Origin of the sequence: Streptomyces sp. NBC_00820 (assembly GCF_036347055.1) — a bacterium.
GTDB lineage: Bacteria > Actinomycetota > Actinomycetes > Streptomycetales > Streptomycetaceae > Streptomyces.
Map to the genome: position 1 here is coordinate 7463861 of NZ_CP108882.1, position 16835 is coordinate 7480695.

Consider the following 16835-nt stretch of genomic DNA (forward strand, 5'->3'; position numbering starts at 1 on the left):
TCGGCGGACGAACCCGGTCAGCCGCTCCGGCGATTGGCGCCCGTCGACCGTCGACCGTCGACCGGCGGCCGGCGGCCGGCGTCCGGTGCCGGGGGGCCGATTACCGGCGTTCGCCGGCTCAGCCGTCGCCCCGTGCCCGCAGGAGCAGCAGGGCCACGTCGTCCACCCGCTCCCGTGCCGCCACGCTGTGCCGGACGAGCTGGTCGGCGAGGGTCTCGAGCGGCAGGTCGCCGACTTCGGCGAGCAGGGCGCCGAGGCGGGCCACGGCGTGTTCGATGTCGACGCCGGGGGATTCCACGAGGCCGTCCGTGTAGAGGGCGAGGACCGAACCGGGAGGCAGGAAGACCTCGGTCGTCGGATAGGTCGCCCCCGAGTCGATGCCCAGCAGCGGGCCACCGGCCAGGTCCAGCACGCGCACCCGCCCATTGGGACGTCTGAGCAGCGGCGGCGGATGGCCCGCGCGCGCCATCACGGCCCGCCCCTGGGCCGGGTCGAGACGCAGGTACAGACAGCTGGCGAACAGCTCGGCGCCGAGGTCGATGAGCAGCCGGTTGGTGCTGCGCATCACCTCCTGGGGCGGCTGGCCGACCGTGGTGTACGCCCGTACTCCCGTACGGATCTGCCCCATCAGCGCCGCCGCCGTCACGTTGTGCCCCTGTACGTCGCCGATCACCGCGGCCGCCTGCGGCCGCGCCGGCACCAGGTCGTAGAAGTCGCCGCCGATCTCCATCCCCTGCGTGGCGGGAAGATAGCGTGCGGCCGCCTCGACCCCGGGCGGCGGCACCAGCGAGTGCGGCAGCAGGGCGTCCTGGAGCCCGTGCGCGAGCTGCTTCTTGGCGTCGTACAGCTGGGCGCGCTCCAGCGCCTGCGCGATCAGGCCGCCGAGGCTGGTCAGGACGGCGCGCTCGTCCGCGGGGAAGCAGCGCGGCTCGGCGTACGCGAGCACACACGTCCCCACCGGCCGTCCGGACACGATCAGCGGCAGGTAGGCCCAGGCCGAGAACCCGTCGGGCGCCTCGTGCGCGCGGTGCCGGCCGGGGTACTGCCGGCGCAGGTGCTCGATCGATCCGAAGAAGGCCGGCACCCCGCTGCTGAGGGCCTGCGCGCCCGGAGTGGGCTCGCTGAGCGGCAGCCCGTCGAACCGCCGCACGACACGCGGATCCGGATAACCCCGGTGCCCCAGCACATGCAGCCGCCCGCCGCGCGAGCCGAGGACGACGAGCGCCTGGCTGCCGACCGCCGGGACGACCTCGTCGGCCACCAGCTGCACCACGTCCTCGACCCCCACCGCCTCGGTGAGCGCCCCGGCCAGGCTCAGCACCTGAGAGATGGTCACCAGCCGTGCGGGCCCCACGCCCGGCTGCGCCGCCTCCTGTCGCAGCTCCGTCACCGCCCGGATCCTGGCGATGCGCACGCTCAGCCCGGTCGTGCTCGGATACAGCCGGAACGAGAGCCATTCGCCCGGCGGACGCAGCGCCACGAACGAGGTCACCCGCTGGCTGATCAGCGCGTCCCGGTAACGCTCCTCGTACGCCGGGTCGCTCAGCCACGGCACCGACACCCACGGCAGCGTGCCCAGCAGCTCCCCGGGCGACCGGCCGAGCAGCTCGGCGGCCGCCGCGTTGGTGAAGCCGATCCGGCCGTGCAGGTCCAGCGACAGCAGCCCGTACGGCAGCCGGGACACCATCCGCGCCGCCTCCAGCGAACCCAGCGACCCCGGCGTGCCCACGGTGCCCGACGTGGGCAGCGCGAGCAGGTCGGGCTCCGGGCCGGCCGGCCGTCGCTCCGCGGTGGCCCGCTCCAGCAGCAGGGCCAGCTGGTCGCACGCCGTCGTCAGATGCTCGCGGTCGCGGCCGGACAGCTCCGGACGCGCTCCCGGCCAGGTCATGAACACGGCGCCGTACACCGTGTCCGCCGTCGCCACGGGCACCGCGGCCAGCGCGAAGGGGTACGGCAGCACCACGGCGATCCGCGGGAAGCGGCGCGCCATCTCCTGCTCGCCGCTCACCCACACCAGCCGCCGCTCCCGGGCCGCCTGCGCGACCGGGACCGGCGCGCTGAGCCCGACCCGCTCCCAGGGCGCGACGAACGTGCGGGGCATGCCCGCCATGACGGCCATCTCCAGGACCCGTTCCCCGGGCTTGAGCAGATAGACCGCGCCGGAGTGCGCGCGCACCTCCCGCATCATCGCGGCCAAGGTGATCGACAGCAGCGGCCCGTCGGCCGGCGCCGTGCCGGCCGCCGGTGCCCACGCGGGCCCCGGCTCGTCGGACACGCCGACCACCTCCTCGCCCGGCCGCGCGTCGCCTCCAGGATGTCAAGGCTCCCTCGTGGGGGCGCGCCGCGCACGGCGAGCGCCGGCCGCACGCCGCGTCCGCCCCCCTGACCTGCGGCGACCTTTTCGCGGCGTGTGCGCGCGGGTACTTCGCGCGGGCTGGGCCGATGCCCTGGAATCCGAAGCGTGCGACGGCACACAAGCGCCCTGTGTGCGCCCCCGCGCCTCCTTATGGCCGGTTCTCCGCGCCCGCGAAGGGAAATGGCATCCAAGAATGGGGCACGCGCTCAACATCCGATTGCGCGAGTGCGGCGCCACAGGGAAGGAGCACGGCGCGGTACGGGCCGAGGCCACGCGGAACGACCTGGAACGACCTGGAACGACCTGGAACGACTCAGTACGACTCCGTACGAGCTGGTACGGCGAACCTAGGGGGCGGCAAGTGATAAGGGTGCTTCTGGTGCAGGACGCGTGTCTGGTGCGATCGGTGCTGGCGGAATGGCTGCGGCGGGAACCCGGCCTCCATGTGGACGACACGCCGTGGCGCGGCGTGTCCGCGCGGGTGCGGTCGTTATGTCCGGACGTGTGTGCGGCCGACCTGGACTGTGCCGAGGGCCACGGCGTGCCGCCGCTCGCCGACCTGTGTCCGGCGGGCATGGGCGGACAGCCCCCGGCGCTCGTGGTGCTCGCCAGCGCGCACCGGCCCGGACTGCTGAAGCGGGCGGCCGAGGCGGGGGCGCAGGGCTTCGTGGACAAGGCGGGCTCGCCGGAGCGGCTGGTGCGCGCGATCCGCGGAGTTGCGGCGGGGAAACGTTTCGTCGATGCCTCGCTGGGCTTCGGTTTCCTGCAGGCGACGCAGATACCGCTGACCAGACGTGAGCTGAGCGTACTGAGCCTGGCGGCCGGGGGAGCGTCCATCGCGGAGATAGCGGGGAGCCTGCACCTGTCCCACGGCACGGTCCGCAACTACATGGCGGCGATCACCCGCAAGACGGGCGCCCGCAATCGCATCGACGCGATACGGATATCGCAGGGGGAGGGGTGGCTGTGATCAGCGGACCGGTTCGGCTGCTTCGGTTGGTTCGGCCGGTTCGGTCGGGGTGGCGGGTGCTTCAGGGGTCGCCGGTTCGGCCGGGGTGACCGGTCCGGCCGGCGTGGCCGGTTCGGGCGTCCAGCCGCCGACCAGGTCCCGGTACAGGTCAGAGGCCTCCAGCAGCTCGTCGTGACTGCCGCATGCCGTGCGCGGGCCGTCCAGGACCAGGATCCGGTCGGCGCGCCGCGCGGAACTGATGCGGTGGGCCACGACCACCAGCGTGCCGCCCGGGCGCGCGGCGAACGCCCTCTCGGCCCGGGCCTCCGCCTCAGGGTCGAGATGGCAGGTCGCCTCGTCGAGCAGGGCGAGCGGTGCGGGCGAGAGGTAGGCCCTGGTCAGCGCGATCAGCTGCCGCTCGCCCGCCGACAGCGTCGCCGGATCGACCCGGGCCGCCGGCCCGCCCAGCGTCCGCATCAGCTCTGTCAGCCCGACCGCCTCGGCAGCCGTCATCAGTTCCTCCTCCGGCACCGGGTGGGAGCGGAAGAGGCCCAGGTTCTCGGCGAGGGTGCCCCCGTGGACGTACGCCTCCTGCGGAATGAGCACCCGGGACGCGCGCGCGTCCGGCCGAGTTGCGGTACGTCCGAATGTCCGTACGACACCTCGTCCCGGCTCCAGCAGCCCGGCCACCAGCCCCGTCAGCGTCGACTTCCCGACCCCGCTCGGCCCCACGACGACCAGATGATCGCCCGCCGGGAGGCTGAGGTCGACCCCGTCGAGCACCGGCTCGCTCGCGGGGCCGTACGCGAAGGTGACGGAGTCGAGGGTGAACGCGGGGGCGTCGGTGCGCGGGGGCGGAGTGGTGGTCGCCGGGGCGGCGGTGGCCGGGGCGGTGGTGGCCGGGGCGGACGACCCGGGCACGTCCTGCGGGGCGTGCTGCCGGGTGCGGCCCGCCGTACGCCGGGAGCCGTCCTGCGGGGCGGGTGACGTCGGTGCGGTCAGGCGGCGCAGGACGATCGTGAGGCGGGAGCCGCTGGTGCCGAGGCCGTGGACCAGGTTCTGGAGGGCGGGCAACAGCGACTGGGTGACGTAGGCGAGGGCGCCGAGGAGGGCACCGGGGGAGACGCCTCGGCGGAGCAGCCAGGGCGCGGTGACGAGCAGCAGCAGCACGGGGAGTTCGCCCCCGACCGCCAGGGCCGCCACGCGCGCCACGCTCCAGTGGGCCAGAGCCCGGGAGGCGCGCCGCTCGGCGTCGACGCGGGCCGCGGTGTCCGCCGCCACCGCTTTCTCGGCGCCGGCCGCGGTGACGTCGCGCAGGGCCGGACAGACCTCGCCCAGCTGCGCGGCGAGCGCCTCGTCGGCGACGAGGAAGGCCTCCTGACGCCGGGCCAGGGGTCGCAGGGTCGCCGCGAACAGGCACACCCCGGCCACCAGCGGGGGCACGACCACCGCGAGCAGGAGTGGTGCCAGCGAGAACAGGCCGATCAGGGCGCCCGCGGCGGTGAACACGAACGCGCGGGAGACCATCACCACTCCGGCGAGCGTGTCCCGGGCGATCTCCACCTGCTGGGTCAGCCCGGACAGCGACCGCGTGTCGGCCTCCCGCACCCCGCGCCCGACCACCGTCTCCACCAGCCGGTCCCGGACCGGTTCGACGAGCGCGGCGACCACCCCGTACACCCGCCCGGTCCCGTACGCCCCCGCCACCACCGCGAGCCCGGCCGTCCCGAGCCACACCAGGCCGGTACGGGCGTGCCCGGCGAGGAAGCCCGTGTCCAGCGCGCGGGCCAGGGCGTAGCCGACCAGGAAGGTCTGCCCGCTCTCCAGCAGCGACCAGACGCCGAGCCCGGCCAGCACCGGCCACCGCGCCCTCAGGTACCGCAGTGCCCGCGTGGAGAGGTTCACGTGCCGCTCCCTTCGCCGCCCCCGAACACCGCCCGGTACGCGGGGATTTGCCACAGCTCGCCGTGGGTTCCCACCGCGCGCACCCGGCCCCCGTCCAGCCAGGCGACCGTGTCGGCGCGGGCGGCGGTGGCGGTGCGGTGGGCCACGAGCAGGCGGGTGGGGCCGGTGCCCGGGGCCAGCAGGGCACGGGTGATCTCGTGCTCGGTGACCGTGTCCAGGCTGGAGAGGGCGTCGTCGAGGACCAGCAGGCGGCCACCGTGGGCGAAGGCGCGGGCGAGGCCGAGCCGCTGGGACTCGCCGCCGGAACGGGGGGCGTCGGCAAGGCGGGTGGCGTAGCCCTGGGGCAGTCTGCGGACGAAGTCGTCGGCACGTGCCGTGCGCGCCGCCGACCGGACGCGGTCGGGGGAGGGACGGGTGACACCGAACGCGACGGTGTCCTCGACGGTCGTACCGAGCAGGGCCGGGCGCTCGAAGGCGTACGAGACCGCGCCGCGCAGTTCGTCGTGCGTCAGCTCGCGCAACGGGACGCCGTCCAGGAGGACTTCACCGCCGTCCGGGTCCGCGAGGCGGCCGGCGACCGCGGCGAGGAGCGACTTCCCGCTGCCGGAGCGGCCCACGACCGCGAGGGTCGTGCCGCCGGGAACAGATAGATCGACATCATCCAGGACGGTCCGCCCGCCCCGGCGTGCCGTCACGCCCCGCAGCTCCAGCCGCCCGGAGCCGGCCGGCAGCCGCCGGGAGCCGTGCGCCGGCGCCGGTTCGCGCAGTACCTCGGCGAGTCGCGCGGTCGCCGCGCGGGCCCGGCTGACCGCGGCGAGCCGGCCGACCAGCACGCCTACGCCGGTCGCCAGCGCGGCGTACCGGGAGGCCGCCAGCAGCTCGCCCACCGAGAGCCGGTGCCGGGCGAGCAGCAGCCCGGCCACCGCGACCACGCCCAGGTTCAGCAGCGGCGCCACGGTGACCGCCTGCGCGGCGGCCCGCCCCTGCACCCGCCACATGCGGTGCCCGGCCCGGGACAGCTCCGCCAGCGGGGCGAGGACACGCGCCGTCTCCCGGTCCTCGGCGCCCGCCGCCCGGATCGTACGGTGGCCGCCGATCGCCTCCGCCAGCGCCGCCGCGATCCCGCCCTGCACCCGCTGGTAGTCGGCCACACACGCCGACGTGTCACGGGCGAGGGCGCGCAGCAGCAGTGCCAGCACCGGCGCCCCGGCCAGGAACACGGCCGCCAGCCACGGGTCGATGAGGCCGAGCGCCACCACGGCACCGACCGGCCCGGCGAGCGCGGCGAGCAGCGCGGCCACCGCGCCCGGCGCCGTCCCGGCCTGCGCGGCGTTGCCGACGAGCCGCGCGACGAGGTCTCCGGCGCCGAACCGGGCGCCCGCGCGCGGACCCAGTGCCAGCACGTGCCCGGTGACCCGGCGGCGCAGCCACGCGGTGGACCGCGCGTCGACCGTGCCGGTGAGGACATCCGCGCACCCGTCGAGCACGGCGAGCAGCACCACCAGCCCCGCGCAGCAGGCGACCCAGCGCCCCGCCGGCGCCTGGGCCAGCAGCAGGTCGAGGGCGCGGCCGAGGGCGGCGGGCAACAGCAGCCCGGCCGCCGTCGCGGCCGTACTCACCGCGCACAGGACGGCACACCGGACGCCGCCGTGCCGGAGCACGGCGCGCGCGAGCCGGTCGGGGGCGTCGGGGTCGGCGTCGGAGGCGGAGCCGGAGCCGGGCTCGGGGGCACGGCCGGAGCCTGAGCCCGAGCCCGAGCCGGAGTCGGAGCCGGGGGCAGGGGCGGAGCCCGAGCCCGAGCCCGAGCCGGGGGCAGGGGCGGCGTCGGATGTCATCGCTGGTGCCTCACTTCGACGGCGGGGGTCTGATGGTGGCCCGGTGTCGGTTCCGCTGGTGGTCCGGCGGTGGTCCGGCGGTGGTCCGTCCTCGGTTCGGTCGTGGCCCGGCGGCGGGCCGGCCGTACTCCGGCGGGGCGGGAGCGGAGACCCCGTTCGCCGTGGGCAGCGGCCGTCGGCGCGGCGAGCCGCGTGCGGCGGCCGGCCGGGCGTGTCGTTCCAGGGGGTCCGCCGAGACCTCCACCGGGGCGGTCCGGCCGTCAGGCCCGCGTGGGGGCCGGGCCGGACGGTCCGAGCGGCCCGAACGAACCGGCCGCCCCGCACGGCTCGCACGGACCGGCCGCCCCGCACGCCCCGAACGGCCGGAACTGCCAGGGCAGTCGGACGGCGTGACACAAGCAGAGCGGCCGGAGTGGCTCCAGCGACCCGAGCGCCCCGAGCGGTCAGGGCGAACGGGAAGGCTCCGGACGGCCTCCCCCCGCGTGGAGGGGAGAACCGCCCGGAGCCCTGGACTCACCGGTCCGGTCAGAGGCAGAGCAGGATGCTCGCCGCCGAGACGCAGGAGAGCAGGCTCAGCGTGCTCGCGCCGCCGCCGTGGTTGTGGTCGTCGGACTCCAGGATCTGCAGGTCGAGAAGTGCCATGATCGTGTCCTTTCGATTGATGTGGGGACGGGGGTACAGCCACGGCACCGTCAGGTCACGGAGCCGCGTATGGGGGCCGCCTGTGGCGGCGGGAGGAAGGGCAGGTGCGCGGCGGGCCCGGCGTCGAGTGCCGAGGCGAGCGCGAGCAGGCAACCTGCCGTTCCGGTGGCGAGGTCCATGGAGAGGCGCATCATCTGGTGCCCGGGGAAGGCGAGTTGGCCCTCGTAGGCCATCGTGAACCAGCCGAGCCCCGCGATCTGCTGGGCGAGGCGTTCCCGGGTCGCACCCGGCGCGGAACCCCGGGCGAGGTGCAGGATCATCCCGGCGCGCCCCTGGAAGAGGCCGGGCTGGGCGTAGAAGCGGGAGGTCGCGGCGGTGAGGATGCCGTCCCGGGCGCGCTCGAACTCCTCGGCGGCAGCGGCCGCGTGGGCGAACAGTGCCGACTCCCGGCCGTCGGTGGTCGCGCCGGCCAGGGCGCCGAACGCGGCGCCGCCGGAGCCCGCGTGCGCCAGGTAGTCGTCGAGGACCAGCCCGATCCCCGCGCTTCCGTCCCCGAGGTACGGCAGCGTCCGCCAGCCCTCGTCGACCTCCAGGCCCCCGGTCGCCTTCTGGACGACACAGCCGGCCAGGTCACGGCGGAGCGCCTCGGCCGCCGCGGCCGCCGCACGGGCGTCGCCGGTCAGCGCGTGGCGCCGGAGCAGGAACAGTGCGGGACCGCTCGCGCCGCGCATCAGTCCGGCCCGGCGCCGAGGCGTGTCCGGTATCGGTTCGGCGAGGCGGCGTATCAGGATCTCCTCGGCCTCGGCGGCACACGCCAGCAGGTCCGGCTCGCCGGTCGAGGCGGCCAAGTGGCCGAGAACCAGGCCGAGTCCGGCGAGACCGCCGTGGAGATCGGAGGACAGCTTGCGCCAGTTCTCCCGCAGGATGCCGGAGACCAGGTCCAACGCGCGCTGCCGGTGACCCAGTCGGTCGAGGACCAGGGCGACGCCCGCGAGGCCGTCGTACAGGCCGAGCGGGGTGCCGGGCGGCGGCGGGGCGGTGTGGTCCAGCAGCCAGCGCTCGCCCTCCTCGTAGCGGGCGGCACCGCAGGCCGCCAGCGCGTACAGCACACCGGCCGCGCCGTGCGCCAGGCCGAGGCCGCCGCCGTCGCCGAACTGGGCGATGTCGCCCGGGAAGAGCCGGTCGTCGCGCTCCGGGGTCGCGGAGGCCAGGATCGCCTTCACCATCGAGTCCCGGCTGTGCGGCCAGTCTCCGGGCAGCGTCAGGGGCGCGGCCGTACGACGGGTCCGGCCGCCCGCGACGTCCCGGGTGATCTCGGCGACCGCCTCGTCCAGGAAGGCGCGCGGTACGTCCGGGAACTGCTCCGCTATCACCTCGGCCAGATGCGCGGCCTTGCCGCGGTCCACCACGAACAGCGTGGTCACGGGCAGGAACAGGGCGAGCCGCAGACAGGCCAGCGCGTACCGGTCCACGTCCTTGCCGCGGCGGTCCGGCGGGGCGAAGAAGCCGGGGTGCGCGACCGTCTGCCGGCCGTTCTCCTCGGCCGGGGCGGCCGCCTCGAAGTCGATGAGGTACACCGTCTCCTCGTCCGGCGCGACCATGATGTTGAAGACGTGCAGGTCGTTGAAGACCAGCCCGCGAGCGTGCAGCGCCTCCACCGCCCGCTCCACCGCCCCGTGCACGCGCAGCGCCCAGGCCGTGTAGTCGGCGATCCCCGCCGGGTCGGGGTCGGGTGTGAGCAGCGGATGGCGCTCGGCGAAGAACGAGTTGAGCGGACGCCCCTCCACGAACTCCATCACCAGGAACCGGTGCTCGCCCAGGGCGAACCAGTCCAGCACCTCCGGCACCACGCCCGTCCCGGCGGCCCGCTCCAGCGCCTCCTTCTCGCGCTCCAGCCGGGCCACCGCGTCCGCGCCGTCGGCGGCGAGCCCCGCGTGCGGCCGGCCCTCCTTCAGCACCACCCGGCGGCCGTCCCGGGTGTCCGTGCCGACGTACACCCCGCCGCCGTTGGAGAAGTGCAGCGCCTTCTCGATGCGGTACGGCAGTTCGCCCACCGTCGTGGTGTTGCGGGCCTCCAGCTGCGGCCGCAGGAACTCCGGCAGCGTGACCCACTCCGGAACCTGGAAGGACGGATCGCGCCGGTCCGGCACCAGACGCCCCTCGCCGTCGGCCACCGCCAGGACCAGCGAACCGCGCTCGTCGACGACGTACCGGCGGGCGAAGGCGCCGTAGCGGACGTAGAGCGGGCCGTCCTCCCAGCGCAGGTCGGTCAGGATGTACGGCCCCTCGAAGCCCTTCAGCAGCGCACCCAACTCGCGCAGCACCTCGTGTAGTTGCTCCTCGCCGTCGGGGTAGACGGTGACGAACTTGCCGCTGGTGTCGCGGCCCGCGTACTTGGCGTTGCGCAGATGCAGCAGATGCGGTCCGGGCACGAACTTGAACGGGATGCGGCGCGGCACGCAGTAGTCCCACACGATGTCCGCTATTCGCTCCGCGTTCACCGCCGTCGCCGAGGAGTGGATCTTCCAGCCCTGGGCCGGCGCCGGCGGCGGTGTGCCGTCCTCGCCCAGCGGGGTCAGTGTCAGCCAGTCGCCGGTGCGCCCCGCGTGCCAGCCGTCGGGGACCGCGCGGCGGGCCGTCGCGAACTGCGGTGCCGGTTCGCCGCCGCCGGCCGAGAGCCGGTCGGGCGTGTCGTAGAAGTGCGTGTCGGCGAGCGCGTACACCTCGTACCGCTTGTCCATGCCCCTCCCGTCCCTTCCTCCGGCCGGCCCGGTTCTCCCGGGCGACCCGGTTCCATCGGGCGACCGGGATAGACACTCGCAGGAGTCGGCCGAACGCGGACAGTAGCGGCTGTCATGAGGTCGTCATGCGGAACGCACATGTAAAGATGTGTTCGGGTCGTTTCGAGCGGTATGGCCAAAGCCGACACAATGCGTTCACAGGGGCTGCGCGGAAGGCTGATAAGCGCTCTAATGGCGTTCGTGGCGAGCGAGGGTGCTGCGGTACGCAGAGCGACGAGAACAGAGCGTGCCGGACATGCCCTCGACACGCTGAGCGCCTCACCGCCCTCTCCCGACCGGCTCCGCCGCGTCCTCGAACAGGCCCTCGTGCTCGCCGGGGCCGCTTTCGCCGGGGTGTACGCGCCGGGTGACGATCCGTCGGTGCTCCGCCTGGCCGAGTCGGCCGGCCTGCCGCGCACGCTCTACGGCCTGCGGGACGGCTATCCGGTCAAGGGCGGTTCACCGGCCGCCGAGGCGCACCGCACCGGCCGGCCCGTATGGCTCGGCCCGCAGGAACTGGCCGACTGCCCCGAGTCGCGGCGGACGCCGTCCCCGGACTTCTCCCTGGCCGCCCTGCCCCTCGGCCCGCCCCATGACGGCTGCTTCCTCGCCGTCAGCGAGCACCCCGGCGGCTTCGGCGCCGACGACCGGGCCTGCCTGGAACTGATCACCCAAGCGCTCGCCGTCCCCTTCCCGAACACCCCGGCCGCCGGCCCGGTTTCCGATCCGGCCGCCGGCCCGGGCGGCCTGCCCGCCGACGCCTTCAGCCTGGCCATGGACACCGGCCGGGTCGAGGTCGGCGAGGAGATCCTGCGCCTGTTCGGCATCGACCCCGAGGACTTCGACGGCAAGGTGGAGACCCTGCTCGGCCTCACCGTTCCCGAGGACCTGCCGGCCCTGATGTCGGTGGTCGAGGCCGACCACATGTCACTCGGCGACCGCGAGCTCGAGTTCCGCGTCCTCCAGCCCGCCGGGCCGCCCAAGTGGCTCCGGCTGCGCGGCCGGCTGCTGCCCGGCGGGGAGGGCCGCCCGGTCCGGATGGCCGGCACCGTCGCCGACGCCTCCACCCTGCGCTCCGACGTCACCGACGTGGCCCGCGTCCAGCGCCTGGCCGCCGCCCTCGCGATGGCGGGTACCGTCAAGGACGTCGGCAACGCCGTCGTCGCCGCCCTGCGCAAACCCCTGCGGGCCGACCGCATCGCCCTGGCCGAACTGGAGAACGAACGGCTCGTCGTCACCGTCCTCGACCCGCCCGAACCCGAATCCTGGCCCGACCTGTGGCGCACCGAGTGGCGCACCGAGTGGCCCGACGCGCCGGTACGCGCGATGCCCACCCTCGCCGCCGCCCTGCGCGAGGGACGCGCCCGCATCTGGCCCGCCGGCTCCCCGCTGGAGCCCGCCCTCGCCGACGTCGGCCCCGGCGGCCTCGCCGTCCTGCCGCTGCCCGCCGGCGGCCGGATGGCCGGCGCCTGCCTGATCGGCTGGGACCAGCCGCACGAGTTCGGCCCCGACGAACGCGCCCTGCTCACCGCCTGCGCCGGCCTGACCGGCCAGGCCCTGGTGCGCGCCCACGCCTTCGACGCCGAACACGAACTCGTCGGCATGCTCCAGCGGACGCTTCTGCCGCGCCGTCTGCCCCGGCTGCCCGGCGCGGTCGCCGTGGCCCGCTACCTGCCCACGACCGCCGGCCTGGAAGTCGGCGGCGACTGGTACGACGTCATCCCGCTGGCCGACAACCACGTCGCCCTCGTCATCGGCGACGTCCAGGGCCACAACGCGGGCGCCGCCACCCTCATGGGCCAGATGCGCACCGCCCTGCGCGCCTACGCCGCCGAGGGCCACACCCCGGACGTCGTCGTCGCGCACGCCAACCGGCTGCTGCTGGACATGGAGACCGACCTCTTCGCCACCTGCTGCTACGTCGACGTCGACATGGAGCAGGGCACCGCCCTGTGCGTACGCGCCGGCCACCTCCAGCCCGTGCTGCGGCACCCGGACGGCTCCGCCGAGATCGTCCAGGCCGAGGGGGGACCGCCGCTGGGCGTGCTCGCCCAGGCCGAGTTCCCGATGACCCCGCTCCGGCTCCAGCCCGGCACGGTCCTCGCGCTCACCACCGACGGCCTGGTGGAGTCCGCCGACACCGACATGGACGAGGGCATGGACCGGCTCGCCCGCGGCCTCGCCGCCGCCGACCCCGGCCATCTCGGCCTCGTCGCCGACGCCCTGCTCACCGGGGCCCACCGCGGCGACGACGTCGCACTGCTGCTGACCCGCTACGACGGCATGGCCGTACGCCCGCTGCGCGAGAGCTGGACCGTGTGGCGGGTGCCGGAAGCCGTCCGGCACGCCCGCCGCTTCACCAAGCGCACCCTTCGCGTGTGGGGCGCGTCCCCCGACACCCTGGACGCGGCCCTCCTGATCGTCTCCGAACTGGTCACCAACGCCCTCGTGCACACGGAGGGTCAGGTTCGTCTCGAACTCAGCCGGGTCGGCGCCCGCCTCCGGCTCGCCGTCGCCGACGCCTCGCCACGCAGTCCCGTCAAGCCGACCAACATCGGCTGGGAGGCCACCGGCGGGCGCGGCATCCTCCTGGTGGAGGCGGTGTCGGCGACCTGGGGGACGGTCCCGGTCAGCGGCGGCAAACAGGTGTGGGCGGACCTGGTGCCGGACGCCTGAGGGGCGCACCCCGACGGTGCCCGGGTGCGGTGCGGCGACCCGCCACACGGGTAGCGGTCGGCGCCGGCGACGGCAGGTCGGAGCGGCCCGCTCGCGGACCGTGCCTAGGGTCGGGCGGTGTGGCACACACCTTCGATGAACTGGTGCAGAAACAGCGCGCGGCCGACGCGGCCCACGCCACCGTCGCGGACCTGCGGGAGGCCTACGGGCCCCCGGCGGAGCGGGGGATGACGGGCGCTCAGTCGGACCAGTACGAGACGGCCCTGCGCGCCTGGCGTGACCTGGCCCGCGACGTCCAGACCGCGGTGAGCGACTACGCCCGGGACACGGGCCAGCCCAGGGCCGAGATCGAGGCGGAGGTGGAGCGGGCGGCGGCACAGGCACAGGAGGGGCAGGAAGGCCGGGAGGGCTGGGAAGGCCGGGAGGGGTAGGTGGGGCAGGCGGGGGAGGAGGGCTGAAGGCCGAAGGGGCGGGTGGTGCGGGCGGGGTGGGGGCGGCAACCTGAAGGCCGGGGCGATGCCGACCCCCGTGCGGGCGGAGGCGAACGGACCCGCGGCGCGGGCCTGGTGCCGGGCAAGGTACAGATGCCCGTATGCACCTCCTCGTCACCGGCGCCGCCGGCTTCATCGGCTCCACCTACGTCGGCACGCTGCTGGCCGACACCGGCCCCGACGCCCCGCGCGTCACCGTGCTGGACAAGCTCACCTACGCCGGCACGCTCGCCAACCTCCCCCTCGGCCATCCCCGGCTGGACTTCGTGCACGGCGACATAGGCGACGCCGGCCTGGTCGACAAGCTGATGGCGGACGCCGACCAGGTGGTGCACTTCGCCGCCGAGTCGCACGTGGACCGGTCGATCGAGGGGGCCGGTGCCTTCGTTCTGACCAACGTGGCCGGCACACAGACTCTGCTGGACGCTGCGGTGCGGCACGGTGTCGGGCCGTTCGTGCACATCTCCACCGACGAGGTCTACGGCTCCGTCGCGTCCGGCTCCTGCCGGGAGACGCACCCGCCCGCGCCCAGTTCGCCGTACGCCGCCTCCAAGGCCGCCGCGGACCTGCTCGTCCTCGCCTGCCACCGCACCCACGGCCTGGACGTCCGCATCACCCGCTGCTCCAACAACTACGGCCCGCGCCAGTTCCCCGAGAAGGTGATCCCGCTCTTCGTCACCCGCCTCCTCGACGGCCTGAAGGTCCCCCTGTACGGCGACGGGCGCAACCTCCGAGACTGGCTGCACGTCGAGGACCACTGCCGGGGCATCGACCTTGTCCGCACAAAGGGGCGCCCCGGCGAGGTCTACAACATCGGCGGCGGCACCGAGTTGAGCAACAGGGAACTCACCGGACTGCTCCTGGAGGCATGCGGCGCCGGCTGGGACCGGGTCGAGTACGTCGCCGACCGCAAGGGCCACGACCTGCGTTACTCGGTGGACTGGGACAAGGCCCGTGACGAACTCGGCTACCGGCCGCGTCGTGACTTCGCGACCGGGCTGGCCGAGACGGTGGCCTGGTACCGGGACGGCCGCGAGAGCGGGTGGGGTCCTGGCCGCGGAGCGACGGCTGAGGCGGTGAGGCGGTGAGGCGGTGACGTGGTGAGGCGGTGGTGGGGCGGTCGGCGGGCCGCGCCCGGTCCCCCGCGCGAGAGGGACCGGGCCGGTCCGTCAGGCGTGGGTCTTGGCCAGGAGCTCCAGGATCTCCGCCGTCGTACCGGACTCACCGAGCCGCGGGAAGACCCGCTCGACGCTGTTGCGGTGCGCCTCCGCGTCGGCGTCGGCCATGGCGTCCGTGGCGAGGGTGACGTGGTAGCCGTGGGCGTAACCGTCACGGGCGGTGGACTCGACGCCGATGCTGGTGGCGATGCCGGTCAGCACGATCTGGGTGATGCCGCGGCGGCGCAGCTGGACGTCCAGGTCGGTGCCGAAGAAGGCACTCCAGTTGTGCTTGGTGACGTGGATGTCGCCGGGGTGGCCGGACAGCTCGTCGACGATGACGTCCCAGCCCTCCGGGAAGGAGAGCCCGCGGGCCTGGCGCTCGGTGCGGCCGGGCATGGCGTCGGCGCCGTCGGCGGCGAAGGAGACACGGACCAGGACCACGGGCAGGCCCTGGGCCCGGAAGGCGTCGGCGAGTTCAGCGCTGCGGGACACCACCTCCGGGCCCGTGTACGGCTGGGTGGGCATGCCCACGATGCCGTGCTGAAGGTCGATCACGACGAGGGCGGTACGGGGGTCGAGGGTGCTGACAGACATGGGTCGATCAGGCCTTTCGGGGGGTGAGCCGGCCGAGTGAACGGTCCGGGAGGGGCGTCGCCGGCGGCAGGGGGGAGCCGACGAGCGGGAATACGGCCGGGCGTTGCGGCCCGGCCGGTCGGCGCGGCGGGGGAGGGAACGCCGCGGTGGCGGCGAACGCGCCCGGCGCGCCGGGGTACTTGGGGATCCGCTACGGCCCCGGAGCCGTCGGCGTGATCAGGGGGCGGAGCAATCCGGCGGGGGAGGGGCGGGCGGTCCGCCCGGGATGTCCGGTGAGCCCCGGTGTCACGGCCGAGCGAGCCGTTCCATCAGCTCCAGCGCCGTGAGCACCGACCGCCGCTCCTCCTCGGTGAAGCGGTCCTGGAAGGCGCGCGCCAGCCACTCCTCGCGCAGCTGTCTGTTGCCCTCGACGCGGGCGCGGCCCGCGTCGGTGAGCGTGACCAGCTGGCGGCGGCCGTCGTCCGGGTCCGGGGCGCGGCGGATCAGGCCGTGCTGGTCGAGTGCGGCCAGCGTGGCCGCCATCGACTGCGGCCGTACGCCCTCCGCGGCGGCCAGGGCACTGGCCGTGGCCGCGCCGTGCTTGCCGACCAGGGAGAGCGCCGACTCCTGCGACGGCGTCAGATCCGCGTCCTGGGCGACCTCGCGGATACGGCGTCGCAGCCGGCTGAACACCACGCGCAGGTCGCGCGCGGCGAGCGCGGCGGAGTCAGAGATGTCAGCCATGCCGTGAGCGTAGAACCGTCAGGCGAAACTGTCCAGTCCAGACTGTTTAATGTTGGCTGACGATATCCGCCGTACGTCCATCCGCCCGTGCTTCCATCCGGCTGCCCCCGCTTCGCCCGCCTGAGGTCTGTGACCCGCGCCGCCCACGCGCGCCATTCCGTGCCGCCCGCCGACCGGCCCCCTGCTTCCCTACGCTGGTCGTGTGCGTCTGCTCCTGCTGTCCGACACTCATCTCCCGAAGCGTGCCAAGCGGCTCCCGGACCCGCTGCTCGCCGAACTCCCGCGCGCGGACGTCGTGTTCCACGCCGGTGACTGGGTCGACACCGCCACCCTCGACCTGCTGCAGAGCCGTAGCCGCCGCCTGATCGGCGTGTACGGCAACAACGACGGACCCGAGCTGCGCGCCCGGCTCCCCGAGGTGGCCTACGCCGAACTGGACGGCCTGCGCTTCGGCGTGGTGCACGAGACCGGCCCCGCCCAGGGCCGCGAGGCGCGCTGCGCGGCCCGATTCCCCGACCTGGACGTGCTGGTCTTCGGTCACAGCCACATCCCCTGGGACACCGTCGCCCCCGGCGGCCTGCGGCTGCTGAACCCCGGCTCCCCGACCGACCGCCGACGCCGGCCGTACTGCACCTACCTGACGGCGACCCTCGCCGACGGGGCGCTCACCGAGGTCGCCCTGAAATGCCTGCCCCAGCGGTAATGGGCCTGTGGCACGATACGG

General features: G+C 74.8%; 12 protein-coding genes. 5 read left to right on the plus strand and 7 right to left on the minus strand.

Annotation, left to right across the window (positions count from 1 at the left end; translation table 11 throughout):
* Positions 1-118: 118 nt before the first annotated feature.
* Positions 119-2284 carry a SpoIIE family protein phosphatase gene (locus tag OIB37_RS33290; protein ID WP_443058235.1) on the minus strand — a complete coding sequence of 722 codons (2166 nt, stop codon included), beginning with the start codon at positions 2282-2284 and terminating at the stop codon, positions 119-121.
* A 433-nt stretch (positions 2285-2717) separates the two neighbouring features.
* On the opposite strand from OIB37_RS33290, the gene OIB37_RS33295 reads away from it, so the two are divergent.
* Positions 2718-3326: a response regulator transcription factor gene (locus tag OIB37_RS33295; RefSeq protein WP_330461318.1), complete on the plus strand. Its 609-nt coding sequence runs from the start codon at positions 2718-2720 to the stop codon at positions 3324-3326.
* Here OIB37_RS33295 and OIB37_RS33300 read toward each other — a convergent pair whose 3' ends face one another.
* The 4 genes from OIB37_RS33300 to lanKC form a co-directional block, all read right to left on the minus strand.
* The gene (locus OIB37_RS33300) at positions 3327-5210 is read right to left on the minus strand and encodes an ATP-binding cassette domain-containing protein (protein WP_330461319.1); all 1884 of its coding nucleotides are present in this window, start codon (positions 5208-5210) and stop codon (positions 3327-3329) included. It lies immediately after the preceding gene.
* Entirely contained in the window at positions 5207-7045 is a 1839-nt protein-coding gene (locus OIB37_RS33305; RefSeq protein ID WP_330461320.1) for an ABC transporter ATP-binding protein, read from the minus strand. The genes OIB37_RS33300 and OIB37_RS33305 overlap by 4 nt, the downstream gene beginning before the upstream one ends.
* Before the next feature lie 525 nt (positions 7046-7570).
* On the minus strand, positions 7571-7687 hold the full coding sequence (locus tag OIB37_RS33310) for a SapB/AmfS family lanthipeptide (RefSeq protein ID WP_330461321.1): 117 nt from the start codon (positions 7685-7687) through the stop codon (positions 7571-7573).
* Positions 7688-7737: 50 nt separating this feature from the next.
* Positions 7738-10428, minus strand: a complete 2691-nt coding sequence (lanKC, locus tag OIB37_RS33315; protein ID WP_330461322.1) for a class III lanthionine synthetase LanKC — start codon at positions 10426-10428, stop codon at positions 7738-7740.
* A 231-nt stretch (positions 10429-10659) separates the two neighbouring features.
* Here lanKC and OIB37_RS33320 point away from each other — a divergent pair, with 231 nt between their 5' ends.
* The 3 genes from OIB37_RS33320 to rfbB all read left to right on the plus strand — a co-directional run bounded on the left by OIB37_RS33320 (position 10660) and on the right by rfbB (position 14722).
* Positions 10660-13143, plus strand: a complete 2484-nt coding sequence (locus OIB37_RS33320; protein WP_330461323.1) for a SpoIIE family protein phosphatase — start codon at positions 10660-10662, stop codon at positions 13141-13143.
* Between the two features lie 119 nt (positions 13144-13262).
* Positions 13263-13574 carry a hypothetical protein gene (locus tag OIB37_RS33325; protein ID WP_330461324.1) on the plus strand — a complete coding sequence of 104 codons (312 nt, stop codon included), beginning with the start codon at positions 13263-13265 and terminating at the stop codon, positions 13572-13574.
* A 161-nt stretch (positions 13575-13735) separates the two neighbouring features.
* Positions 13736-14722 (plus strand): dTDP-glucose 4,6-dehydratase, encoded by a 987-nt coding sequence (gene rfbB, locus OIB37_RS33330; RefSeq protein WP_330461325.1) that lies wholly within the window; start codon positions 13736-13738, stop codon positions 14720-14722.
* Between the two features lie 81 nt (positions 14723-14803).
* On the opposite strand, the gene OIB37_RS33335 is transcribed toward rfbB, so the two are convergent.
* Both OIB37_RS33335 and OIB37_RS33340 read right to left on the minus strand, forming a co-directional pair.
* Positions 14804-15388 (minus strand): hydrolase, encoded by a 585-nt coding sequence (locus OIB37_RS33335; RefSeq protein WP_330461326.1) that lies wholly within the window; start codon positions 15386-15388, stop codon positions 14804-14806.
* Positions 15389-15673: 285 nt separating this feature from the next.
* The gene (locus OIB37_RS33340; RefSeq protein ID WP_330461327.1) at positions 15674-16111 is read right to left on the minus strand and encodes a MarR family winged helix-turn-helix transcriptional regulator; all 438 of its coding nucleotides are present in this window, start codon (positions 16109-16111) and stop codon (positions 15674-15676) included.
* Positions 16112-16313: 202 nt separating this feature from the next.
* Between OIB37_RS33340 and OIB37_RS33345 the strand changes: the two genes are divergently transcribed.
* Complete coding sequence (locus OIB37_RS33345) at positions 16314-16814, plus strand: metallophosphoesterase family protein (RefSeq protein ID WP_330461328.1); 501 nt, start codon at positions 16314-16316, stop codon at positions 16812-16814.
* Positions 16815-16835: the final 21 nt, after the last annotated feature.